General features: G+C 67.0%; 27 protein-coding genes and 1 pseudogene. 15 read left to right on the forward strand and 13 right to left on the reverse strand.

All coding sequences use genetic code 11. From position 1 onward, the window contains the following. From JOZ00_RS01045 to JOZ00_RS01055, 3 genes and pseudogenes are all read left to right on the forward strand, one after another. Nucleotides 1-511: pseudogene (locus JOZ00_RS01045) on the forward strand (hypothetical protein); the annotation flags it as partial. Then, the gene (locus JOZ00_RS01050) at nt 511-1689 is read left to right on the forward strand and encodes a serine hydrolase (RefSeq protein ID WP_293338612.1); all 1179 of its coding nucleotides are present in this window, start codon (nt 511-513) and stop codon (nt 1687-1689) included. The pseudogene JOZ00_RS01045 and the gene JOZ00_RS01050, both read left to right, overlap by 1 nt. Nucleotides 1690-1812: 123 nt before the next feature. After that, a complete protein-coding gene (locus tag JOZ00_RS01055) occupies nt 1813-2619 on the forward strand; it encodes a L,D-transpeptidase (RefSeq protein ID WP_293338569.1) in 807 nt (268 codons plus the stop codon). A 186-nt stretch (nt 2620-2805) separates the two neighbouring features. Here JOZ00_RS01055 and JOZ00_RS01060 read toward each other — a convergent pair whose 3' ends face one another. Beyond that, nucleotides 2806-3354 carry a hypothetical protein gene (locus JOZ00_RS01060; RefSeq protein ID WP_293338571.1) on the reverse strand — a complete coding sequence of 183 codons (549 nt, stop codon included), beginning with the start codon at nt 3352-3354 and terminating at the stop codon, nt 2806-2808. 512 nt (nt 3355-3866) lie between these two features. Here JOZ00_RS01060 and JOZ00_RS01065 point away from each other — a divergent pair. The 4 genes from JOZ00_RS01065 (at nt 3867) to JOZ00_RS01080 (ending at nt 6934) form a co-directional block, all read left to right on the forward strand. After that, nucleotides 3867-4211 (forward strand): DUF732 domain-containing protein, encoded by a 345-nt coding sequence (locus JOZ00_RS01065; RefSeq protein ID WP_293338573.1) that lies wholly within the window; start codon nt 3867-3869, stop codon nt 4209-4211. Between the two features lie 160 nt (nt 4212-4371). Further along, complete coding sequence (locus tag JOZ00_RS01070; RefSeq protein ID WP_293338614.1) at nt 4372-4686, forward strand: DUF732 domain-containing protein; 315 nt, start codon at nt 4372-4374, stop codon at nt 4684-4686. Nucleotides 4687-4800: 114 nt separating this feature from the next. After that, nucleotides 4801-6192 (forward strand): FGGY family carbohydrate kinase, encoded by a 1392-nt coding sequence (locus JOZ00_RS01075; protein WP_293338575.1) that lies wholly within the window; start codon nt 4801-4803, stop codon nt 6190-6192. 10 nt (nt 6193-6202) lie between these two features. Continuing rightward, a complete protein-coding gene (locus JOZ00_RS01080; RefSeq protein WP_293338577.1) occupies nt 6203-6934 on the forward strand; it encodes a hypothetical protein in 732 nt (243 codons plus the stop codon). On the opposite strand, the gene JOZ00_RS01085 is transcribed toward JOZ00_RS01080, so the two are convergent. The 3 genes from JOZ00_RS01085 to JOZ00_RS01095 are packed head-to-tail and all read right to left on the reverse strand — an operon-like array spanning nt 6922 to nt 8686. Further along, nucleotides 6922-7593, reverse strand: a complete 672-nt coding sequence (locus tag JOZ00_RS01085; protein WP_293338579.1) for a GAP family protein — start codon at nt 7591-7593, stop codon at nt 6922-6924. The genes JOZ00_RS01080 and JOZ00_RS01085 overlap by 13 nt on opposite strands. A gap of 59 nt (nt 7594-7652) precedes the next feature. After that, complete coding sequence (locus tag JOZ00_RS01090) at nt 7653-8336, reverse strand: GAP family protein (RefSeq protein ID WP_293338616.1); 684 nt, start codon at nt 8334-8336, stop codon at nt 7653-7655. Nucleotides 8337-8380: 44 nt separating this feature from the next. After that, a complete protein-coding gene (locus JOZ00_RS01095) occupies nt 8381-8686 on the reverse strand; it encodes a hypothetical protein (RefSeq protein WP_293338581.1) in 306 nt (101 codons plus the stop codon). A gap of 110 nt (nt 8687-8796) precedes the next feature. On the opposite strand from JOZ00_RS01095, the gene JOZ00_RS01100 reads away from it, so the two are divergent. Both JOZ00_RS01100 and JOZ00_RS01105 read left to right on the forward strand, forming a co-directional pair. After that, nucleotides 8797-9024: a hypothetical protein gene (locus tag JOZ00_RS01100; protein ID WP_293338583.1), complete on the forward strand. Its 228-nt coding sequence runs from the start codon at nt 8797-8799 to the stop codon at nt 9022-9024. A 107-nt stretch (nt 9025-9131) separates the two neighbouring features. Beyond that, nucleotides 9132-10631 (forward strand): glycosyltransferase family 39 protein, encoded by a 1500-nt coding sequence (locus tag JOZ00_RS01105; protein ID WP_293338618.1) that lies wholly within the window; start codon nt 9132-9134, stop codon nt 10629-10631. 4 nt (nt 10632-10635) lie between these two features. Here JOZ00_RS01105 and JOZ00_RS01110 read toward each other — a convergent pair whose 3' ends face one another. Next, nucleotides 10636-11463, reverse strand: coding sequence for a glycoside hydrolase family 16 protein (locus JOZ00_RS01110; protein WP_293338585.1), 828 nt, complete (start codon nt 11461-11463; stop codon nt 10636-10638). 254 nt (nt 11464-11717) lie between these two features. Between JOZ00_RS01110 and JOZ00_RS27635 the strand changes: the two genes are divergently transcribed. Then, the gene (locus JOZ00_RS27635) at nt 11718-12062 is read left to right on the forward strand and encodes a pentapeptide repeat-containing protein (protein ID WP_366022220.1); all 345 of its coding nucleotides are present in this window, start codon (nt 11718-11720) and stop codon (nt 12060-12062) included. Next, on the forward strand, nt 12013-12384 hold the full coding sequence (locus JOZ00_RS27640; RefSeq protein ID WP_366022222.1) for a hypothetical protein: 372 nt from the start codon (nt 12013-12015) through the stop codon (nt 12382-12384). Before JOZ00_RS27635 ends, JOZ00_RS27640 begins: the two co-directional genes overlap by 50 nt. Nucleotides 12385-12388: 4 nt before the next feature. Here the strand turns inward: JOZ00_RS27640 and JOZ00_RS01120 are convergent, their stop codons facing one another. Further along, nucleotides 12389-13408: an NADP-dependent oxidoreductase gene (locus tag JOZ00_RS01120; RefSeq protein ID WP_293338589.1), complete on the reverse strand. Its 1020-nt coding sequence runs from the start codon at nt 13406-13408 to the stop codon at nt 12389-12391. Between the two features lie 55 nt (nt 13409-13463). Between JOZ00_RS01120 and JOZ00_RS01125 the strand changes: the two genes are divergently transcribed. Next, nucleotides 13464-14174, forward strand: a complete 711-nt coding sequence (locus tag JOZ00_RS01125; protein WP_293338591.1) for a DUF3060 domain-containing protein — start codon at nt 13464-13466, stop codon at nt 14172-14174. Between the two features lie 8 nt (nt 14175-14182). On the opposite strand, the gene JOZ00_RS01130 is transcribed toward JOZ00_RS01125, so the two are convergent. The 4 genes from JOZ00_RS01130 to JOZ00_RS01145 form a co-directional block, all read right to left on the reverse strand. Continuing rightward, a complete protein-coding gene (locus JOZ00_RS01130) occupies nt 14183-14593 on the reverse strand; it encodes a hypothetical protein (protein ID WP_293338593.1) in 411 nt (136 codons plus the stop codon). 63 nt (nt 14594-14656) lie between these two features. After that, nucleotides 14657-16096: a hypothetical protein gene (locus JOZ00_RS01135; protein WP_293338595.1), complete on the reverse strand. Its 1440-nt coding sequence runs from the start codon at nt 16094-16096 to the stop codon at nt 14657-14659. A 128-nt stretch (nt 16097-16224) separates the two neighbouring features. Next, on the reverse strand, nt 16225-18204 hold the full coding sequence (locus JOZ00_RS01140) for an Hsp70 family protein (RefSeq protein WP_293338597.1): 1980 nt from the start codon (nt 18202-18204) through the stop codon (nt 16225-16227). A gap of 154 nt (nt 18205-18358) precedes the next feature. Beyond that, a complete protein-coding gene (locus tag JOZ00_RS01145) occupies nt 18359-19588 on the reverse strand; it encodes a hypothetical protein (protein ID WP_293338599.1) in 1230 nt (409 codons plus the stop codon). A gap of 38 nt (nt 19589-19626) precedes the next feature. Between JOZ00_RS01145 and JOZ00_RS01150 the strand changes: the two genes are divergently transcribed. Both JOZ00_RS01150 and JOZ00_RS01155 read left to right on the forward strand, forming a co-directional pair. Further along, the gene (locus JOZ00_RS01150) at nt 19627-20247 is read left to right on the forward strand and encodes a TetR/AcrR family transcriptional regulator (RefSeq protein ID WP_293338601.1); all 621 of its coding nucleotides are present in this window, start codon (nt 19627-19629) and stop codon (nt 20245-20247) included. Beyond that, nucleotides 20234-20725 carry a nuclear transport factor 2 family protein gene (locus tag JOZ00_RS01155; RefSeq protein ID WP_293338602.1) on the forward strand — a complete coding sequence of 164 codons (492 nt, stop codon included), beginning with the start codon at nt 20234-20236 and terminating at the stop codon, nt 20723-20725. Before JOZ00_RS01150 ends, JOZ00_RS01155 begins: the two co-directional genes overlap by 14 nt. Nucleotide 20726: 1 nt before the next feature. On the opposite strand, the gene JOZ00_RS01160 is transcribed toward JOZ00_RS01155, so the two are convergent. Further along, nucleotides 20727-21386: a L,D-transpeptidase gene (locus JOZ00_RS01160; RefSeq protein WP_293338604.1), complete on the reverse strand. Its 660-nt coding sequence runs from the start codon at nt 21384-21386 to the stop codon at nt 20727-20729. Between the two features lie 60 nt (nt 21387-21446). Further along, a complete protein-coding gene (locus tag JOZ00_RS01165) occupies nt 21447-22124 on the reverse strand; it encodes a phosphatase PAP2 family protein (RefSeq protein ID WP_293338606.1) in 678 nt (225 codons plus the stop codon). Between the two features lie 42 nt (nt 22125-22166). Between JOZ00_RS01165 and JOZ00_RS01170 the strand changes: the two genes are divergently transcribed. Then, nucleotides 22167-22649 (forward strand): hypothetical protein, encoded by a 483-nt coding sequence (locus tag JOZ00_RS01170; protein ID WP_293338608.1) that lies wholly within the window; start codon nt 22167-22169, stop codon nt 22647-22649. Here JOZ00_RS01170 and JOZ00_RS01175 read toward each other — a convergent pair. Further along, the coding region (locus JOZ00_RS01175; protein ID WP_293338610.1) for a hypothetical protein at nt 22633-22823 on the reverse strand (191 nt) is incomplete at its 5' end. The genes JOZ00_RS01170 and JOZ00_RS01175 overlap by 17 nt on opposite strands.

Genomic DNA, 22823 nt, shown 5'->3' on the forward strand with positions numbered 1-22823 from the left:
CGCCAGCCCGATGACGAACCTGACCACCGAGGCCTACGCCGACATGCCGCTGTTCCTCTTTCACCTGCTCGAGTACATGGACGTGGAGTACGAGCTCGACATCGACGAGATCAACGCGCGCTGGGAGCGCGGCTATGGCGAAGACGAAGTTTGGGGCCAGGTGATCATCACGGAGACGTCGCCGGATATCGAGATCTTCACGGCGACGCCGCGCACCGGTGTATGGCGTATCGACGACGACGGTCGCGTCTCCTTCGCGCGGTCCGCCAACGACTGGGCCACGTTGCTCGACGGGTCCGAGGCCTTCTACATGCGTGTCGCGGCCCCGGGCGACTTACGTTCCGAGGGCGCGCAACTCGGCGTGCTCGTCACCCGCTCACACCTGCAGACCGACGACTATCAGCTCAGCGAACGCTGCCGGCGCTGGGTCAACGGCATGAAGGCGAAGTTCGTCTCAACTCCCCTGACACCGGCCGCGCCGATCGTCTCACGGCTCGTCGCGCGCGCGTGATCAGCGCCCCGGCGGGTATCTCGCTGGAAAACTGGCTCTCCGAGCCATATTCGCGTTGGTCGTTCCAGCACGTCGAGGAGTTCGTGTCGACGGCTCTGATCTCGCGGGGCACCGGGCCGATTGCCGAGTTGCCCGCAGCGGGTGCTCCGATCGCCGAGATCCTCCTGACCTCCACCGAAGGGGTCGCCACTTCCGTGGGCGCGGTGATGGCCGGCACCGCCACGGACGGGTGGGCCGTCGCACACCGTGGCGCGTTGGTGGCCGAGGAGTACTTCGCGGGCATGCAAGCCCACACCCGGCACCTGTTGTTCTCGGTGAGCAAGTCGCTGGTGGGAGTCGTGGTGGGCGCACTGCACGGGGCCGGCGCGATCGAGCTTGACGCGCTGGTCACGACATACGTTCCCGCCCTGGCGAATTGCGGCTACGCCGGCGCGACGGTGCGCCACCTGCTGGACATGCGCTCGGGTATTGCCTTCTCAGACAACTACCTTCACCCGACCGCGGAGGTACACGTCCTCGACCAGGCGATGGGGTGGGCACCGCGAAGCGGCCCGGACGTCCCGGCCACGCTGCGCGAGTTCCTACTGACCTTGCGGCAGAAGTCGGAGCACGGCGGTCCGTTTCAATACCGATCGTGTGAAACCGACGTGCTTGGCTGGATCTGCGAGGTGGTCGGCGGCCAGCGGATGCCCGAGCTGATGTCGGAACTGCTGTGGAGCCGCATCGGTGCGCATTGTGACGCCACCATCGGCATCGACTCGGAAGGCACCGGCTTTTTCGACGGTGGCATTAACGCCTGCCTCACCGACATGATCCGGTTCGGGTCGCTGTTCTTGCACGACGGTGTCTCGTTGACGGGCCAGCAGGTGGTACCGGCGTCGTGGATCGCCGACACCCTCGACGGCGGTCCCGACTCGCGTCAGGCGTTCGACGCCAGTCCCGACGACAACCAGATGCCAGGCGGGATGTACCGCAACCAGGTGTGGTTCCCCTGCCCGGGCAGCAATGTCCTGTTGTGCCAGGGCATGTGCGGTCAGATGATCTACGTCAACCGCGCCGCGGAGGTTGTCGCGGCCAAGTTGTCCACCCAGCCGGACGCCGGGGACCCGCAGATGTTGTGGGACACGCTGCGAGCATTCGATTCGGTCGCACACGAACTGGCCGGAATCGGCTCCTAAACCGCCGTAGCCGAAACGTGACCAAGGCGTAATCGAAATACTAACGCGCCCTTGTACTTCCGCAGGTCAGGCGGCTTTACGATCATGGCTATTACAACGCTGTCAGTTAAAGGAGCAGGGGCCATGCGGGCTGTTGTTCGGTGCGGTCTTGCCGTCGTCGGGGTGGCTGCGAGTGTCGTCGCGGCGCCGGCCGGGTTCAGCCTGGCTTCGGCGAACCATTCACACGGACTCGACGTCGCCTCGGTGCTACCGGCGCGGGGACAGGTCGTGGGCGTGGCGCACCCCGTGGTGGTGACATTCAATTCACCCGTCGCCAACCGGCAGGCCGCCGAGCACGCCATCGACATCAAAGCGGCGCCCGCCATGAGTGGCAAATTCCAATGGCTGGATAACAAAGTCGTGCAATGGGTTCCCGACCACTTCTGGCCGGCGCACACCACGGTGGCACTCGCGGTGGACGGCGAGTCCACGGAGTTCAAAACGGGTCCCGCCGTCGTCGGTGTCGCCAACGTTTCGGAGCACACGTTCACCGTGACCATCGACGGAGTCCAGGCGGACCCGCCCCAGCCACTGCCTGCGCCGCATCACCGTCCCCACTGGGGAGAAGAGGGAGTAATGCCGGCCTCGATGGGCAGGCCGGAGTACCCGACCCCGGCCGGCACCTACAGCGTCCTGGGCAAAGAGAGCTCGATCGTGATGGATTCGAGCAGCGTCGGGATCCCGGTCGACGATCCCGACGGCTACCGGCTGACGGTCAATGACGCCGTGCGGATCAGCAATCGCGGCCTCTTCGTGCATTCGGCTCCTTGGGCCGTCAATTCAATGGGATTCGACAATGTCAGCCACGGCTGCATAAGCCTGAGTCCCCAGGATGCCGAGTGGTACTACAACACGGTCCACGTTGGCGACCCGGTAATTGTAGAAGAATAACCGCCACCGATTTCCCCACCGCCCCGCGGCATTCCCCGCGTGCGGGCGATTCTGAATGCCGTCCTGCCGTGCGGCTTGGCGCCAATAATGCTGCGAATTAGCGCGGCCAATCATCTTTACTTACAACGCGACAGACCCGCTGGGTGAGCACCCAGCGGGTCTACGCGATTTCGGAGGGGATCGGCCTCAGCTGGCGGGCCCCGCCGGAACCGGCTGTCCGGGCATGGGGCCGCCGGCGGGCTCCGGACCGGTCGGCGCGCCCTTACCGGTCCCGGCCATGTCGATGAGCGGAGCAACCGGATCCACGGGGAGACCGGCGGCCAACGGCGCACCACCGAGTGCCACCAGCGGGGCTCCGGCCGGAATCACCGGCGGTACAGGAGCGCCGAGCGGCACCGGGGGAACCAGCGGAAGACCGCCCAGCGGAACGGGGGCGCCCGCCGGGATCGGTCCAGGGACAACAAGCGGAACGCCGGCGCCCGCCATGTCGGTGAGTGCAGCGCTGCACGTGTCCGCGGCCGCGGGTCCGCCTGCGGCCAGGGTCGCACCGGCGGCTGCCGGCGCTCCGGCGGCTGCCGGCGCTCCAGCGGCTGCCTCGCCCGCCTGCCCTTGGATGCACGCGTAGCCGCCCGTTTTCAGCGGGACGGCTGCCGCGTCCGGGCTCATGGCGATAGCGGCTCCACACAACCCCGCGCTGGCAACAACTCCGATGCTGAATCGATCGAAGATCGTCATCAACGTAACTCCTTTTTTCGTGCTCACCATTTTGAATTTAAATGGTTCAGCAGAACCGCATAGCTGTCCCAACCGTCTTTCGACGACGCACTCATTGTTAATGGCCGACGCAATACTCAAGACACGCCGCACCGCGCCGTTTCCAAATGGTGATGTTGGACTTTTAAGGCGTTCAGCCTGCCGCTACGGAAACGCCAAAAGGCACCCAGCCGAGAAGGAACCCTCGGCGCGTTTAATTACCCCGGAAAGGGGGCCGCCTGTCATTTTCGCGGCCATCCGGGACGAAAAGTCCGGCGCCGTCGCCGCCGCCATCGGACCGACGCAGCGGCGGCCGCGCGGGCCGACTCGCCGCAATGCCCTCTCGCCCAGACCGACAGCACTTGCGATCTCGGTGACTTTATTTTTCCGCAGGTCATTCACAGGCGATCTTCAGTGCACGGGCCATGTCCGAAAGGTTTCATATAAGTGAACAAAATAGGGCTCAATGGTGAACAGGCACGGGAGAAGGGGTCATGGCAACTCAAAGCCTCTATGGCCGGATCATGGGCACAGCGCTGGTAGGTAGCCCACTTCTGCTAGCGGGGCTCGTGTGGGCCAGCCCGGCCCAAGCCGACGCGAACTCTTTCGTCAACGACCTGCACAGGGACGGAATCCACGCGGTGAGCGGCGGCGATCCGGCGCTGTTGCAGATGGGTGCGGCGGTCTGCCAGCAACTGTCTTGGGGCGCTCCTCCCTCCCAGCTGGAGGGCCTGGCGCTGCAACGGTCCGACGCCAACCAGGGCGCCGGTGGGCTCGATCCCCAACAAGCCGTGGCCGTCGTCAATATCGCCCTCCGGGATCTGTGCCCCGGCGCCTAGTGATCGGTAGCTAACCGGTCTTTGGCGACTATTCATCCTTCGGAATTGCGTTCTGCCGCGTATTTCTCGCAACTTTCGTGTAAGTAAAAGTGCAGCATCCGAATCGGGCACGGACGAAGGAGAAGGTTGCATGGCAGCACGGCGGCCCTATGGCCGGTTCATGGGAGCAGCACTCGCGGCTGGCCCACTTCTGCTCGCCGGGGTTGTCTGGGCCAGCCCGGCGCGGGCCGATCAGGCGTCCTATCTCAACGACCTGCACAACGCGGGAATCCACCCGATCAACGGCGGCGACGAAGCGCTGCTGTCGATGGGCCAGCGGCTTTGCCAACAGCTGTCTTGGGGCGCTTCTCCCCAACAACTCGAGGGCTTGGCGCTGCAGGAGTCCGACGCCGACCAGGGCACCGGTGGGATCAACGGTCGGCAGGCCGCGGACGTCGTGATCTACACCCTGCGCGATCTGTGCCCGAGCGCATAGCGGTGCCGTAATTCCGGAGCACCGTTTCGCCGCGCCGGTCCCGGCGTACCGGCGCGGCCAAATCGGTGTCGGCATTGTGCATTTCGGCGTCGGTGTGCTGTCAGGTGACGAATCGTGAGGCTGGTCGCCGGTATCGACTCGTCAACGCAGTCATGCAAGGTGCTCATCTGTGACGCCGGCACCGGCGAGGTGGTCCGCGAAGGACGCGCCGGCCACCCGCAAGGGACCGAAATCGACCCGGCGGCATGGGAATCGGCCGCACGAGACGCGATCGCGGCCGCGGGCGGCCTGGACGGCGTCGCCGCGGTCGCGGTCGGCGCGCAACAACACGGCATGGTGTGCCTCGACGAGGTCGGCCGCGTGGTGCGGCCCGCGCTGCTCTGGAACGACGTGCGGTCGGCCGAGGCCGCGGTCGCGCTCGTCGACGAGTTGGGCGGAGCGCGCGCGTGGGCGCAGGCCGTGGGCGTCGTGCCGCTGGCGGCGATCACGGCGGCCAAGCTGCGCTGGCTGGCCGACAACGAACCTCGGCATGCCGACCGCACGGCGGCCGTCTGCCTGCCGCACGACTGGCTGAGCTGGCGGCTCCGCGACGAGACCGGTATCGCGTGGCTGACCACCGACCGCAGCGACGCCAGCGGCACCGGTTACTACGACGCCGCGACGGGCGAATACCGGCTCGACCTCTTGGAATTGGCCCTGCGCGGGCGCAGGCCCAAAGTGCCGGCGGTGCTGGGCCCGTCGCAACCGCTCGCCTGCGACGGGCCCACCTTCGGCGCGGGGCTCGGGGATAACGCCGCCGCGGCACTCGGGCTGGGCGCCGAGGAAGGCGATGTGATCGTCTCGATCGGTACGTCCGGGGTGGTGGCCGCGGTCAGCGCCGTCCCGGTGCGCGACGACTCGGGCGCCGTCGCGGGATTCGCCGACGGTACCGGCCGCTATCTCCCGTTGGTGTGCACGCTCAACGGCGCGCGGGTGCTCGATGCGGCGGCCGCGATGCTGCGCGTCGACCACGACGAGTTGTCCCGGCTCGCGCTGTCGGCGCCACCGGGCAGCGCGGGGCTGGTCCTGGTGCCGTACCTGGAGGGCGAGCGAACTCCCAATCGCCCCAACGCTTCTGGCGCGCTGCACGGCCTGCGGGTGGCGAATGCTTCACCGGCCAACCTCGCCAGATCCGCGGTGGAGGGACTGCTGTGCTCGCTGGCCGACGGCATCGCGCACCTGACCGGGCACGGCGTTGCGGTGCACCGCGTCTTGCTGGTCGGCGGCGGTGCCCGGTCGACGGCGCTGCTACGGATAGCGCCCGCGGTGTTCGGCATCCCGGTGCTGGCGCCCGCACCGGCGGAGTACGTAGCACGGGGTGCGGCGCGACAGGCGGCCTGGGCGTTGAGCGGATCGCCGCTACCACCGTCCTGGCATCCGCCCGCGGCCGTCGAATACACCGCCGACCCGGCACCCGAGGTGCTGGCGCGGTATGCGCAAGTGCGCGACCTGACCGAGGGGTTGTAGGCCCAAAGACATGGATGGACAAGGACATTGGACGAGTTGGCGGGAAAACGCCCAGCGCCGCGGCGTGGGCACCCATATCGTCTCCGAGATCGGGCAGCGATTCGACCTCATTCCCGAAAGCTTCGAATTGCTGGGGAATATGGCGGAGATCAAAGACCCGAGGGGCAAATCCTTCTTCCTCATCCCGCCGGACACCGACGGCGACGACGTACGCGAGGCGGCGCTGTTGACCTACGTCCTGAACGCGGGCACCGACTACGGCAGGACCGGAAGGCGGCCGACCGACTTCCCCGCGACGCCCTATGGCGCCGCCGAGATCGCGCGAATCATGAACCGGCAGAAAGCCAACGGCTGGAGCTACGCCCGCGACGTCGCGTTCGTGCACCGCAACGGCGGGCGACTCGCCACGACGCCGAACGGCATTCTCATGGGTGCGGGGGGCAATCTGATCCAACGGCAATTCAGCCAGCGGGGTGGCACCACCTGGGGTGACATCTTCATGATCAACACGGGCAGACGCACCGACCCCGCCGCGCTACTGCGCCGCATCATCTCCTCCGAGCGCATCGATCTGGACCGGTTGCTCCATCACGAAGAGCGACACTGCCGGCAATGGGCGGAGCGCGGCCATGTGGGCATGCTCAGGGCCTACAGCTGGGAACTGTTCCGCGAGTTGATCTTTGGCGCGACGAACAGGCTCGAGGCGGATGCCGGCCTGGCCGACGGGGGCTATAGCGCGTGAATCCCGTGGTAGAGCACCATCGCGCCGATCACGACGAGCACCACAGCGAGCAGCGCCGCGTTGTTCTTGTCCATCCAGTCTTTGAGCCGAGCCAGCGTGTCGTCGAGCCGGCTGCCGGCCGCCGCGTAGGCCAGGATCGGGATCGCGACGCTTGACGCCGCGATGGCGACGAAGAACGCGGCGGCCAGCCAGTCGTCGACGGGATCGAGCCCGCTGGTGCCGATGGCCAATCCGGCTGGGACACAGATCAGTGCAACATCGGGCCGCACCGCGGCCAGCGCCGCACCCATCAGACCGGAACGCGTCGGGGTGATGCTGGCGAACGAACGCATCCAGGCCGGCGACTCGGAGTGGCCCTTCCGGGTCATCCACTTGTAGATGCCGTACACGATCAGCGCCGTCCCGAAAACCACGCGCAGCCACGACGACCATCTCGGCGGCGACTTGTCCAGGCCGCCGAGCAGCCCGGACGCCGCTACCGACAGCGCCGTCAGCCCGGCGATCCCGAGCACCCAGCCGCCCAGGAACGCAAGGCCGCTCGGTCGCGGACGCGGCGCCTGCAGCACCAGCACCGCCGGGATCACCGTGAGCGGCGAGAGGGAGATGACCAGTCCAAGCGGAACGAGCCCGGTGAGCACGTTGCCCCAGCTTCCTGCCATGGGCAGCAATCTTCCCATCGACACCCCGGCCGCGCTGGCAAAGTGTGTAAACCGTGTTGCTACAGAGCGTGAATTCCGTTGTAGAGCACGATCAAACCGATCACGACCAAGATGACCGCCATCATCGCGCCGTGGTTTTCCTCCATCCACGTCTTGAGGCGGTCCAGCGCGTGGTCGAGGCGGTCGCCGGCGCCGACGAAAGCCAGGATGGGGATCGCGACGGTCGACGCGGAGACGACCACGAACACCGCTCCCACCGTCAGCGCGGCCGGCACGTTCAACCGCTCGGTGCCGATGGCCAATCCGGCCGCCGCGGACAGGATCAGCACCTCGGGTCGCAGTGGCGCGAGCGCCAGCCCGGTCAGCCCGGCGCGCAGCGGCGTCAGCGTGGAGAACGTACGCAGCCAGCCGGGCGTCTTGGTGTGGCGATGCCGGGTGATCCAACTGAACACGCCGTACCCGATCAGCGCCAAGCCGAAGACCACCCGCAGCCAGGACACCCAGGCCGGCGGTGTCTGGGGGCGCAGGCCCTCGAGGAGGCCGGAGGCCTCGGTGAACGCCGCGGTCAGTGCGACCAGGCCCAGCACCCAGCCCGCGAGGAAGGCCAGGCCGGCCGGCCGCGGCCGGGGCGCGTGCAAGACCAGCACCGCCGGGATGACCGTGATCGGTGAGAGGGCGATGACCAGTCCGAGCGGAATGAGCTTGGTCAGCACGGGAACCCAGTTACCTGCCACGGGCAGCATCATCGCATTGGCGTGCGGCGCAGGCACGGTTTAACCGCACACGGCTAGCGTTTGCGGCGCAGCGTCCAGGCGGGCACCCAGTGCGTCACCGTTCTCCGCTTGGAGCCGTATGCGACCGGATAGGTCACCAGCCCCCACCAGTCGCCCTGCTCGCAGACGCCCCAGCAGCTCAGCCGTCCCTCGACGACCTTGTGCAGTTGCAGACCGTTGGGCTGATAGCGACCCGAACGGTGTGGCTGGCGCGGAAAGAGGACGGTCAGGTCGACCAGCACCGTGACCGGCGGACGCACCACCCGAAACGGGCTGCGGACCGGTTGGCCGTTGTATCCGATCGACGCCAGGTCGCCCATTTATCGATCATACGTTCGAACGACTGCCGGACGATCCGAGTTGCTCATTTCCCGATCGGACGCCCTGGGAAGTGGCTATATTCGCCTCACCAATTACCGAGGGGGCTTGTATGAAGCGGATTGTCGCTGCCGGCGTGCTGGCGCTGGGCGGGCTGATGACCACCGCGGTGGGCGTGGCGCACGCCGATGAGATTCAGGTCGACGGCGTCTACTCGACGCTGGCCTCCTGCGAAGTCGACGGCCCACACGTCGAGCTCGCCTACAACGACCGCGCATACACCCATTGGGACTGCCGCGAGCATGCCGACGGACTTTATTACCTCTACCTGAGCAACTAGCGGCCGCAGGCCCCCTGGTTCGCGTCTGGCAACATAGCCACGTGCCTGGCGGCCCGGCGATCTCCTCCCAAACCGATTCACGGCGTAGTGGCACGCTTCGCGGGCGCGTGCTGCCGGGCGCACTCGACCCGCTCGTCGTCGGATTGCTAGCTGCCGCAATCAGTCTCGGCTGGGCCGGCCGCCCGTCCTTCTGGTACGACGAGGCCGCGACGATCTCGGCCTCCTACAGTCGTTCGCTCGGTCAGCTATGGCGCATGCTCGGCAATGTGGACGCCGTCCACGGCCTCTACTACCTGCTCATGCACGGCTGGTTCCAGCTCTTCGCACCCACTGAGTTCTGGTCGCGGGTGCCGAGCGCTCTGGCCGTCGGCGGCGCGGCGGCCGGCGTGGTGGTGCTGGCCAAGCAGTTCTCGTCGCGCATCGTGGCGGTGGCATCCGGAGTCTTCTGCGCGATCCTGCCCCGGGCGACGTGGGCGGGCATCGAGGCCCGACCGTATGCACTGTCCATGATGGCCGCGGTGTGGTTGACAGTGCTGCTGGTCGTGGCCGTGCGCCGCGAAAACTCCTGGTGCTGGCTGTTTTACGGGATCACACTCGCGACGTCGATTCTGCTCGACATGTATGTGGTGCTGCTGCTGATAGTGCACGCGGTTTTCATCTGCGCATTCCACCGCCCGCGAAAGGTGGTGACAGGCTTCGCGATCACGTCCGTCCTGACGGCGGGTGCCTTGTCTCCGTTCGTCGTTGAGGTGATCGGGCAGGTGCACCAGATCAAATGGGTCGCACCGATCGGGCACCGAACCATCGAGGACGTGGCGGTCCAGCAATACTTCGAACGAAGTCCCTCCTTCGCCGTTTTGTCGGCGCTGCTCGTGGCGGCGGCTATTGTCCTGTGGCGCTTCACATCCACACAACTGGCGCAGACCGAGCGGCAATTGCTGGTCCTCGCCCTCGGCTGGATCGCAATACCGACCGCCGTCATCGTGACCTTGTCGGCGTTGCTGCACCCCGTCTACACCCCGCGGTACCTGTCCTTCACCGTCCCGGCGATGGCACTGATCCTGGGTATCTGCATCGGCGCGCTGGCGGCCAAGCCCTGGGTGGCAACGGCCGTGGTCACGTTGTTCGCCGTCGCCGCGGCACCGAATTACCTTCGGGCACAACGTAACCCATATGCGAAATATGGAATGGACTACAGCCAGGTCGCCGATCTGGTCACCGCGAAGGCGTCCTCGGGCGATTGCCTGCTGGTGAACGACACGGTGACGTTCATGCCCGCGCCGATGCGCCCCCTGCTGGCGGCGCGGCCCGACGCGTATCGCAAGCTGGTCGATCTCACGCTGTGGCAGCGGGCGACCGACCTCAACGACGTCTTCGACACCAACCTCATCCCGGAGGTCGTCGCCGCGCCGTTGAGTCAGTGCCGCGTCGTATGGATCATCACGCAGGCTGACGAATCACAGCCTGCCCATGAGCAGGGCGTGGCGATTCCGCCCGGTCCGCGCTACTGGGCGAGCCCCGCCTTCGCGGTGCCGCACGACTTGGGCTTCCGCCTCGTCGAGCGCTGGCAGTTCAACCTGGTTCAGGTCATCGAAGCGACGAAGTAGTTTCTCACCAGATACGCACGTAGTCGACGAGCATCGACGACGGGAAGGTGCCCGCGGCGGGATCACCGGCGCCCACCCCGCCGACGGCGAGGGTGAACATCGGGGTCATCCAATAGCCGGGATTGTTGAACGGCCAACGGAAGTCGTCGGGAGCGCCGCCGTGCACGTGGATGGGCTTGTTCGGGACTTTGAAGTACTGCGCCCCGTCTCGCGAGAACTGGAATCCGTCCTCGCCCCAATGCATCTGCCAGGTGTGCCAGTCGCCGTCGACCATGCCGGGAATCGACTTGCCTTCCCAGGTCTTCCCGTTGGACGCGGCGTGCACCGTGGTTCCCGGGGCCCACGCGCCGTTGCCGTACCACTCGAAGATGTCGACCTCGCCGTCGGGCAGCGGGTCCTCGTTGACGCCCCAGAACGACGGCCACAGGCCGGGGTACAGGCAGTCCAGCTTGATCTTCGCTTCCCAGGTCTGGTTGATCATGCTACGGAAGTTGCCGCGCAGCTTGCCGCTGTAATAGGTGTTGCTCATCAGATCGTGAGTGGCACGCAGGACGAGGTTAGAGTGCCCGTCGACGAACACGTTTTGGCGGTCGTCGCGATAGATCCCGTCGACCGGCGGGAACACGTCGTCCTGCCAGGTCTGGATCGTCCACTTGCCCGGATCGGGAGCCGAGCCCGCGGGCCCGTCGAACTCGTCTTGGAAGACGTAGGGTCCGCCCGCGGACGAGGGCGGTGCTGCCGGCGCCGATGGCGTCGCCCAGGCCTGCGGCAAGCGCATCGCAGCCCCCAGCATGCCGAGCCCCGACATCAGCATCATGCTGCGACGATCCATCCGACTACCACCAATCGTGAAAGCGGTCTAACGACCCCGTCGATACCCCTAGGAAACTTTCGCAAACGGTGTCATGAAACCACGCACCGGGGTGGGGCGCATCCCCCACACTCGGGCCCGTACCACCCGCCGGCGACCGTTCAGCAACGGAGCGAGCGACAGAGTTCTGCGGTCGTTCGGCTTGTAAGCAGGCATTTTCGCCGCGATTATCAAGCAGGTTGACATCCTTTCGGCCGGTGGTATCAAGGAAGTTGATGGTCCCAGAAGGGGCTGAAGAAAGGAACAACAACGATGTTCGGTGGTTTTGGCGGGCCTGGTTTCGGTGGCCCGGGATTCGGTGGGCCCGGTTTCGGTGGGCCCGGCTTTGGCGGTCCCGGCTTCGGTGGGCCCGGTTTCGGTGGGCCCGGTTTCGGTGGGCCCGGCTTTGGTGGTCCCGGCTTCGGCGGGCCCGGTGGCAAACACGGCAGGCATCATCTGAAGCGTGCGGCCTTCGTCACGGCGGCGCTGCTGCTCGATGGCCCGGCCGACGCCGCGCAGATCGTGCAACGGGTGACCGACGCGACCGACGGCGCATTCACGCCTCCGCAGGACGTGGCTGAGCTCGCCATCGGATTGCTCGCGGGGCGCGGCGTCGTCACCGTCGACAACGGCGTGGCCACGCTGACCGAGCTCGGCCGGAATCTGCTGGCCTGGCGGGGCATCAGCAGCGAGACAGCGCACGCGTTCTTGGGGCGGGCCGCCAAGTTCGGCGACGTCTTCAAGATCCGCAGGGAGCTGTTCGAGATTGCCGGCCTGGCACGCACGATCACGTGGACGGGCACCGACGAGCAGAAGCAACAGCTCGCCGAGGCGCGGACCAAGGTTCTCGACGCCCTGCGCGAGGCCAAGAAGACGCTGCACCGAGTCCTCGGCGAGGACTAGGGCGTCAGGGGGTCGAGGGCTCGCTCAGCTTGACCAACGTCTTCCCGATGTTGGCGCCGGTGAACAGTCCGTTGAGGGCGTCGACGCAGGACTCGATGCCCTCAAAGACGGTCTGCCGGGGCTTGAGCCGGCCCTCGGCCTCCCACTTCCGCAGCGAGGCGAACGCCTCGTCGAATCGGCCCCACTGCTCGAGTGCGTTGAACCCCTGCATGAGTGCGGTCTTGGAAAGCAGGTTCACGTAGTTGGCCGGTCCCGGGTGCTCGCCGGTCAGGTAGCTGGAGATGACGCCGCACAACACGACCCGGGCGTGTGAGGCCAGGCGCCCCAGCACCGCGTCGAGGATCGGCCCTCCCACGTTGTCGAAATAGACGTCGACGCGCTTCGGGCAGTGCTGTTTCAGTGCCGCGACCAGGTCGTCGTTCTTGTAGTCGATGCAGGCGTCGAAGCCGAAGTCCTCGACCACCGACCGGCACTTCTCCGGCCCGCCCGCGATGCCTACCACCCGGGCGCCGGCGATCTTGGCGATCTGCCCGGCGACCGATCCGGTGGCTCCCCCGGCAGCCGATACCACGACCGTCTCCCCGGGCTGCGGCCTGCCGATGTCCGTCATGCCGAAGTAGGCGGTGGCGCCCGTCGGCCCGTACACCGACATGATCGCCAGCTGGTCGTCCTCGCCCGGGATCGGTGTGCTGAACAGGTCGTCGCGGATGATCGCGTACTCCTGAAAACCGGTCAGCGTGGTCACCACGTCGCCGACGGCGTAGGCATCGCATCGAGACTCGACCACCTCGCCGATTCCGGCCGCCCGGATGACCTCACCTAACTGCACCGGCGGCAGGTAGCTGGGCTGGTCATCGAGCCAGGTGCGCGCGGCGGCGTCGATCCCGACATATGTGGTCCGAAGTAGGGCCTCCCCCTCGGCGGGCGTGGGCGCCGGGATGGTGACCATCTCGGTGTCATCCGGCTGCACGAGCCCGGTGGGACGGCGACGCAACAGGATCTGACGGTTCGGCATGTCGGCCACGAACAGAAACTACCGAACACGCCGAAAGTACCGAAGCGAATGGCATATTCATTCCATGGCAGCAAACGAAGACCCGGAAGAGCGGATCCGGGAACTCGAGCGCCCGCTCGCCGATTCGGCGCGGGCGTCCGAGATGGGCAGTGCACAGCCCGCTGGCCAAGGTTATTCGCCGTATCCCCCCGCTCCGGCGGGCCCGCCGCCACCGGCGCCGCCCCCGTGGACTTACGGCGGCTCCCCGTATGCCGGACCGCCACCGCAAAGCTCCTCGGGCAACCGCATGTGGTGGATCCTGGGTTCGGTCATCGCCATTGGCGTGGTGGCGCTCGCGGGCGGTATCGCCGCCTTCGCCGCACACCAGATATCCGGGGTGAGATCGATCATCACGTCCCCACCGACCGTGTCGCGATCGTTCGCCCCGCCGGCCAGCATCCCGTTTGCGCCCGGCCCGTCGGCGGCCCAGGCCAATCCACCCTCGCCGTCGACCTCGCCGGTTTCACCGCCGGGCGCGCCGCTGAGCGTTGCCGGCATCAATGAGAACCGGACGATCGCCTGCAACGACAACGTCGTCAGCGTCAGCGGGGTGTCCAACACCGTAGTGATCACCGGGCATTGCACCAGCCTGTCGGTGTCCGGTGTGAAGAACTCGATCACCATCGAAGCGGTCGACAGCATCGAAGCCTCCGGCTTCGACAACAAGGTGACCTACCACTCGGGCACCCCGAAGATCGACAACTCCGGGGACTCGAACGTCGTCCAGCAGGGCTGAGACGAGCGTTACGACTGCTCTTCGAAAGGCTCTTCGAAAGGCTCTTCGGAGTCGTCGTCGAGGACGCTGACCGCGATGCCGTACGGCAGGAAGCGCACTTTGCGCTTCGGGTCGACGTTGCCCTGGTTCGCACGCAGCGCGTCGAGCTCGCTCGCGTACACCTGCTCGACGCGAGCGCCACCGTCGGCATCAACCGTGTAGATGGCCCACACGCCGTCGCCGGCTTCGCCGGCCGTCTCGGGAGTGGGGCGCGGACGCCGCGACAGGTCTTCGAAAATGGACGACCACGCCGTCCGGCCACCGGGAGCGCCGACGAACCTGCCGACCCGCTCCAACACCTCACGCAGCCCCTCGCTGCCTTCCCTGATCATCCGATCGAACTCTTCGGGATCGAAGCCGAAGCCTCCGTACTCGCCCACGCGACCTCCTTGCCGCTCGCCGTTATTGCCAGTGTGCGCTCACGCGACACCGTTCGCCACGTGTTACTGCGACGGTGGTGGGTGCGGTGGGTTGATCGGAATCGGCACCGTGACGAACGGAAGGTGCAGGTACATCGTGACCGGCGGCTGACTGGGCTGCTGCACCGGTGCGGGCGGGGGCGCCTGCGGAGGTGGGGTGTATTGCGGCGGCGAATACGCCGGGGCGGACGGCGCGGGCGCCTGCGGCTGGGTGGGCGGCACGTACTGCGGTGCCGGCTGCGTCGGGGCGCGATAGACCGGCGCCGCCGGGGCCGGGATCACCTCGGTATGCGGCGTCGGCCGCTGCGTCGGGGTGGGCGCAGGGGCCGGCGCGGGCGCGGGGGCCGCCGCCTCGGTCTGGGGCGGAGCCGTGGGCGTGGGCGCGGGAGCCGGCGGGCTCGGGGCGGGCACCTGCGCTTCCGGCGGCGCGCTCGGCGGCGCGGCAGGCGGCGGGGTCGCCGGTGCGGCGACGCGTGGGTTGTTCTGCACCGCGGACAGCCGGTTGCCGGACGGCACCGAAACCAGCACGACGCCCGCCACGGCGACCGCGATCGCGGCCACCGCGCTACCTGCCAGCACCATCGGCCAGCGTTTGCGCGGACGCCTGACGCGAACGTACGCCCGGTGGTCCTCGACGGCGCTGTAGGCCAGGGCGCCGGTGCGCGCATCGGGGTCGTCCCACACATCGTCGGAGGCCAGACTGAACGCCCGGGGACTCATCTCTCCGGTCCCCGGGTCCAGCGCGTAGGCCAGCGCCACCGTCGACGAGGAGAACAACGGCGCATTCGCCGAAGCCAGCGCCGCCCCGCGGGCCAGCGCCATGTCCGGCTCTTCGGGGGCGGTCACCTGGAGCGGGGTCGCCGCCTCGAGTGCTGGCTTGAGAGCGACGATGTCCGTTCCGCAGCCGATCAGGAACACGCCGTCCGCCCAGGACCCCCGCGCGTCCAGGCCCGCGACCATGGTCGCCAGCTCGGCCGCCCGAACCTCCTGCGGGGCGGCCGGGGCGGTGATCCGGTGCCGGTGCAGGTCGACGATCGAACCGTCGCCGACATCCACGACGGCCAGCGTCGCGCTCTCGGGCTCCACGAACAACATCGCGATGTGCTCGTAGCCCAGCGCACCACCCACCGTCTGAGCCAGCGCGGCGGCGGCCAGCAACGGCGCGACGAGCATCACACCCTCGACGTCCCGATCGGTCATCGCATCGCGCAGCGCGCCGGCCAGTACGGGGTTGGTGCAGGTCACCCCCGTCGACGCCAGCCGGTGGCCGCCTTCGCGCGCCCCTTCGCGGGTGCCACCGATAGCCGCCATGACCTGATCGATCGCGCCTGTAGGGGCCAAGGCACCGCCGCCGGTGACCTCGAACTCGTCCTGTTCGACGGTGACACCGTCAGCATCCTGGCCCTCGATGACTACCAGGCGGACCGTCTCGGGGGCCATCGACACCCCAAGCACGAAATCCACTTGCGCCTCCAAGGTCCTTCACGGCCCCTCTATGAGGGCATCAAAAGAGAGACCTCGCCCGATCTGGGTGCCACCACGCTACCCGCGTGCGGCCGGACGCGCCCGTGGGGTGCGTCACGACGGATGCATCAGTACCCCGGACTCAGGAATGGATTCTGGGAGTTCCCCGGATACTGGCTCCCCGGATACGAGTTGCCCGGATAGTCGGGCTGATATTGCGGCGGCTCGTATTGCGGGCCCTGGTACTGGGGAGTCGGCTTCGCCGGCACCGGGACCGGTATCGGCACCGGCAGCAACGGGACGCGTATCCACTCCGTCGTCATCGGCGGCTGCGTGGTGGTTGGCGTCTCCTGAGTCGCCAAGGGCGGCGGCGTCGTCGTGGGCGGCGGCGGTGGTGGCGTCGTGGTCGTCATCGTCGGCGTCTGCGTGGTCGTGACCGGCGGTGGTTCGTGCGTCGTGGGCGGCGCGGTGTGCCGCGGCGTGTAGACCGGCGCGGGCGGCGTGGTCACCACCACCGGTGGAGGCGGAGCCGGCGGCGGGGGCGGTGGAGGCGGCGGCGGTGGAGGAGGCGGCGGCTCGGGGCTTGGGATCGGCGCGGCGCTGGGCGGCGGCGGCACCACCGTGGGAGGCGGCGGCGCGACCGGGCGCGGCGCGACGGGGCTGGCCGGCGGCGCCGGCAGCGGCGCCACCGACGGCGCGGGCGGCGCCTGACGGTTCTCAATGCCCGTCAGCGTGTAGGCCACCCCGCCGATCGCCGTCATGGCGACCACGGCGGACATCCCGATGATCAACTGGGACAACCGAAGACGTCGCCACGGCCGTTCCCTGGGCGGGTCGATCACGTTGAGCCGCATCGACCAGCCGGAAGGGCCGTCCTCGTCGTAGGTCTCGCCGCCGAACCGCATCCGCAGATCGCCGGGGTATTCGGTTTGCGACCAAGCCAATTCGCGGTCCGTCATCGCCTCGTGGTCGATCACCAGCACATCGCCGGCGCCCAGGTCCACGACTTCGCCGGTGGCATTCGCGGCGGCCAGCAGGCCGATGGACGTCCGCGTCCGGAGATCCAGCTGCTCGCCGCGCGACGCGAGCGCAAGCGATCCGCACGCGGCCGCGACGGCGGGCTGCGCGGGCATCAGGACGGGCGTGCGGCCGTGCATCGTAAGCCGTTCCGCGACAAGCGGAATCTGTGCTCCACCGCCGACCGTGACCACCGCAGCGAGGTCATTCCAGCCCTTGCGGTGACGGACCAGCAGGTCGTCGAAGGCGTAGATGAAGCCGGTCAGCCGGTCCTGTATCAGCTCTTCGAGTTCGTCTCGCGTCACCGTCAGTGCGCAGCTCCGCTCGCCGAGCTGGGCGACGATCTCGGTGGACACGTCGGTCGAGAGCTGTTCCTTTGCGGCCCGGCAGTATTCCTTCAGTTCGCTGAGCTGGCCGACACCGGCGGTGCTGCCCGGGTCGATGCCGCTGCCGCGGCCCAGTCCCTCGAAGACACGGAACATCAACTCCTGGTCGATCTCGTCGCCGGACAGCGCCGGGTAACGCATTGTGGCGCTGATGAGCTCGAAGTCCCCCTCGATGTTCACCAGGGTTGCCGACGTGCCGCCACCACCGAAATCGAGCAGCCCCACCACGCCCTCGTCGGGCAGGCCGAGTTCGGCCTTGACCGCGGTCAGCGACGCGATCGCGTCCGACACCAACCGGGGCGCCATGCCGCTTCGGACGAAGCCAAGATGCGTGCGCAGGCCGTCGCGCAGCGCCTGCACGGTACTCGGTTTCCAGTACGCGGGAACGGCAATGGAAATCTCCGCAGACGCCGCGTCCGCGCCGGCGGCGAGCACCATGGCGTCCAGAGCTTCCACCGTAAGAAGTTCCGGGTCATGCGCTGACCCATCGGAGGACACCAGCGCCACTGAGTCGCCGATGCGCTCCACAAAGTTCTTCATCAGCACGCCAGGCTCGCCTGGGTACGGATCATTTTCGGGCAAGCCGATTTTCGGCGCGCAGTGCGGATAAAGCGTCAGCACCGAACGCCGGATTACCGGTGGGCTTTCATTTCGCGCAGCGACCAGGTTGGTGGTCCCGATCGACAACCCAAGTGGGTCGTACATAGATCGAATACTTTCGTCTATAGGGGTCGGTGGCCAGCGTTAACGATAGCCGTGGACACGCCCAAAGCCGATGGCTTGCAACATCATCGGTACCTGGTCGATGCGGTTGCTTCACCGAAGTGGTACCGCAGACCCCTTGACAAATCGCGTTATGTCACACCACGGTGAGCGGCAGCGAACGCCTCGGCTCGAATTGGAACGTCGACCCGCCACTGACTTTCGCGACCGAAACCTCTGGCAGTTCGTCCGCGACGGTGTCGGTTTCGGTGAATTCGGCCGTCCAGTCGGTACCCGTGCCGCTAACCCGGACTTCGATGTGTGGATCCACCGCAGTGGCGATGGCTTGTAGCGGTTGCACGGATTCCGGGGAGCACAGCGATATCCAGGAACCGTCGTCGTGGGCCGGCGACCGATGCACGATCAGCCGATTTGATTCCGTCTCCGCCACGACGTAGCCCGCGGGGTTGAGCAGCGGGTGCAAGTCGAACACCCGCAGCACGCCCGCTACCCCACCGGGCAATCCCAGCGCGCGGTGAATGCGTTCGGCGCCAAGGCCGGCCAGGCCGATCAGGCCCCGGGTGCCCACCGCGGCGGCTTCCGCGTCGTCGGCCGCACGTGCCCGCACGGCGACGGCGAACGACAGGTACAGCAGATGCATTTGCAGGCAGACCTCGTCGGCCATCCGGACCAGCGCCGAGTGCGAGAAGGCGCCGAAGTCGAAATCGGACAGCAACGGGCCTGAATAGTCCGCCTGCCCTTCGTCGGATCCGTCGATGGCGTCGAGCCCCCATGTCGCAGCGCGCTTTTGACGCACGATGTCCAGCGCCGGAATGCTTTGGGCCTCGGGATGGGACTCGTCGATGATGACGGTCCATGCGCAGTGCGGATGCCGGTCCGAAGGCACCCGCGGCGGCCGGTGCAGCGGGCGCATCTGGGCGCGCGGATTCGTGGCCACCGCGGTGGCGTCGAACGTCGGGTCCTCGATGGTGTGGCACATGCCGAACACGTACTGCTCGCCCATCGGCTCCACATCGAGCAGGGCGCCGCAGTGGTCGAGCTGGAATTCGCCGTGCCAGCGGTCGTGGATGGTGTAGCGGAAATCCATGAATTGCGGCGGAGCGCCGATGTCCAGCTGCAGGCCCTTGAAGATGGTGGGCACGTCAGTGCCCTCGTAGTTCAGCGCCTGCTGCATACGCTTGGTGTAGATCGGGCTGGCGCCCGCCCATTCCTCGATGGCGATCTGCACCATCTCCTCGCGGCCGAACGAGCTGATGCACCAAGCCATTCCGGAACGGTCGATCATGTGCCCGATCAAAAGCAGCTCGGGAACCAAAACGACCAGTTGGTCACGGGACAGGTGCGCGAATCGAGAGGGGCTGCTCACGGCACAAAAATAGACTCGACTATGTTATAAAGTCAACAATGTCCATTGTTGCAGGCCAGACGCCTGGACGGCCCATCGGTCCCACCAGGCGCACCAGCGCGCCGCGCAAGCGCGGCGACGACACGCGGGCCAGGATCATCGAGGAGACGGTCCGGTGCATCACGGAGGAAGGGTTCTCCGCCGCCACCGCCAAGCACGTGGCCGAGCGCGCGGGTGTCACCTGGGGAGTCATCCAGTACCACTTCGGCGATCGCAACGGCCTGCTGATGGCTGTCGTCGACGACGGCGTGGACAGGTTGATCGAGAGCCTGTCGGCCGCCGAGGTCAGCGATCTGCCGTTGCGGGAGCGCATCGAGGTCGTCATCGACACCGCATGGGACTGCTACAGCAGCCCCACCTCGATGGCCGCCTTCGAAATCCTGCGGGCGACCCGGGGCGGCCTGGGCCAGTCCTCGCGGCGGCACCTGCTCGAGATGAACGACGCGATCGGCCAGCTCGGCCGTCTGATCACCACCGATCCGGCGAATGCCGGTGTGGCCGAGGTCATCTGGGCGACCCTACGGGGGGTGGTGCTGGCGCAGCTGGTCACCGGTACGGCCGTCGATTGGAGCCTGGAGCGACGGGCCCTGATCGACATGGTCACCCGTGTGCTGCAATGACGTGATGACCCTGGAGGAACTGGCCGATATCGAAGCCATCAAGCAGCTCAAATTCCGGTATCTGCGCGCACTGGACACCAAGCACTGGGACGACTACGCCGACACTCTCGCCGAGGACATCAAGGCCGACTACGGCCCCTCGCTCGGCAACGAGTTGCACTTCACCAACCGCACCGACCTGGTGGAGTACATGCGGACGTCGCTACCCGCGAACGTCATCACCGAGCACCGGGTGACTCACCCGGAGATCCTCGTCGACGGCGATACCGCAACGGGCAGTTGGTATCTGCAGGACCGGGTCATCGTGGCCGATTTCAACTTCATGCTGATCGGTGCGGCCTTCTACCGCGACGAATACCAACGCACCAAGGACGGGTGGAAGATCAGCGTCACCGGCTACGACCGAACCTACGACGCCACGATGTCGTTGAAGGGTCTCGATTTCAAGGTCGAACCCGGTCGCGCGCTTGCCGATTGAGCTACTTGGTAATCGCGATCACCGCGCCGGGCCGCAGCCATTTCATGATCGACACCAACTGAGCGTCATCGACCGCCACGCATCCCTCGGTCGGCTTGCCGTCGGTGGTGTGGAAGAAGAATGCCGCGCCGCCGCCCGGAACCTTGTTCTTGTTGACGCCCATCACAACCGCGTGCTTGTACTGCGGGATTTGCAGGTTTTCGCTGTCGGCCGTGTTGAACGGGCACTGCGCCCTCTGACAGACCTGCATGGAGTTGAAGGTGGGGCTGTGGTCGTCGCCGCTCCACCAGTAGTTGCCTCCGTTGACTTGGGTGTACGGCAGCCCGGTACCGGGATTCGCCGCGGTGCCGAAGGCGGAGTCGAGGGTGTAGACACCCATCGGGGTGGCCGGTACCCCGCTCTTGGCCTGCGGTGCCATGCCCGCCGAACCGACGTGCGTGGGAATGCCGGTCCGCAGTGCCTGCCAGCCGGCGGCGCTGCGCTGGTAGATGTCCATCGAGGCGTTTGACCCGCCGGTGCTCGCAACCGAAACCACTTGATTGGCATTGCCAACCGCGTTTGCGAACCACGGCGTGCCGGCCGCGCCACTTGTCGGCGCCAGTGCCAGCGCTGCGAACACCGCGCATGACAAGACGCAAAGCGAAGCGATCAGTCGGCGCATGACCTCAATCGTCAAACCGACCTGGACTCAAGGTCAAGTCAAGCTTTAGAACCGGTTAGGTCACTGCGCCGTGATCAAATGCCCTCCGCCGCAGGGATTTAACGAAGCGGGACGAACCACCGGCCGAAATATCAACAGGCACAACAGAAAATACAGATATCCCATCGACCAGCCGGCCAGCACGTCGGATGGGTAATGCACGTTCAACGCGACCCTCGCGTTTCCGATCGCCAGCAAGCTCAGCCCGGTCACAGCGATCAGCACGCGGCCCATCGACCGATTCACCATCGGCAACACGAAGCACACCATCGCAAGCAGGGCGGCCGTCGCCTCGAGCGCGTGCCCGGAAGGAAACGAGGTGGCCGACTCGGGCACCAGCATCGTCGAGGGCCGCGGGCGCTTCGCCAACGCCTTGGCCGCCACCGTCACCAGACCGCTCAGTGGGGCGCAGGCCAGCAGCACCAGCGCCGCCCGCACGTTGCGCATCACCAGGGCGGCAACCGTCGCCAGCACGCCCAGCAGCCGCAGCGGCACCGGGCCCAGCGCAAAGGACACCCCCGACCAGAACCGCACCCACATCGGGTGCTTGACCCCGACGGCGTGCGCAGCGTTCAACAACGACCAATCACAGCGGTGCAGCCAATGCCAGTCCTGCCGGTAACCCACCCACATCAGGGCGTAGAGCGCCACGGCCGCCAGGGCCACCAAAACTGCCAGGTAGGTGCGTGGACGGGCCATGATCAACCGATACCAGCTTCGTGGCCGGGTCATACTGGCGGTATGGCCGTCTTTGTTCGCAAGTTGTTCGGCATCGGGAAGCTGCCCGAGCAGTTGCATGCCGAGGCCGAGGCCGAAGGCCTTATCCACCTTGCTGACTACGTCGCCGTGACGCGGCGGTTCAGGGGTGTCATCCCCGGGGTCCGTTTGTCGCACAGCGTCGCCAGCTACACCGGCTCGCTGGTCTTCACCTCGGAGCGGGTGTTGGCAACGCTGTCGATGCTGCCGAAGCTGGCCGGCCCGACCGTCAACGTCCGCTGGGACGCGCCGCAGACGGGGCCGGCGAAGGTGGAGATCTCGGACACGGGATTGCTGCTCGACGTCGACGTCGCCCAGGTCGACGAGAAGTTCAGCGGTGAGCTGTCGCTGCACTACAAGGTCGACATTCCGGCCGACGTGCTCGGCGCCCTGCCGCGGCGTTCGCTGGCCTTCGACATGCCGCCCGAGTACGTATTCCGCGCGGTCGGCGTTACCTATAGTCCCTGATCGTGATGCGCGGCCAGGGCGGCTGTCGCAACACCGCCAGGCTGGTGATCACCGCCGCGAGCAGGCCGGTGATCACGCCAATCAGGGCTATCCGGTTCGCGTCCACGGCCGGCACCCACGACGCCTGCCCGTCGCGGACGACGAACACGCCCAGGGGCTTGGCAACGAGGATGA

It is taken from the genome of Mycobacterium sp., from assembly GCF_019243155.1.
Classification (GTDB): Bacteria; Actinomycetota; Actinomycetes; order Mycobacteriales; family Mycobacteriaceae; genus Mycobacterium.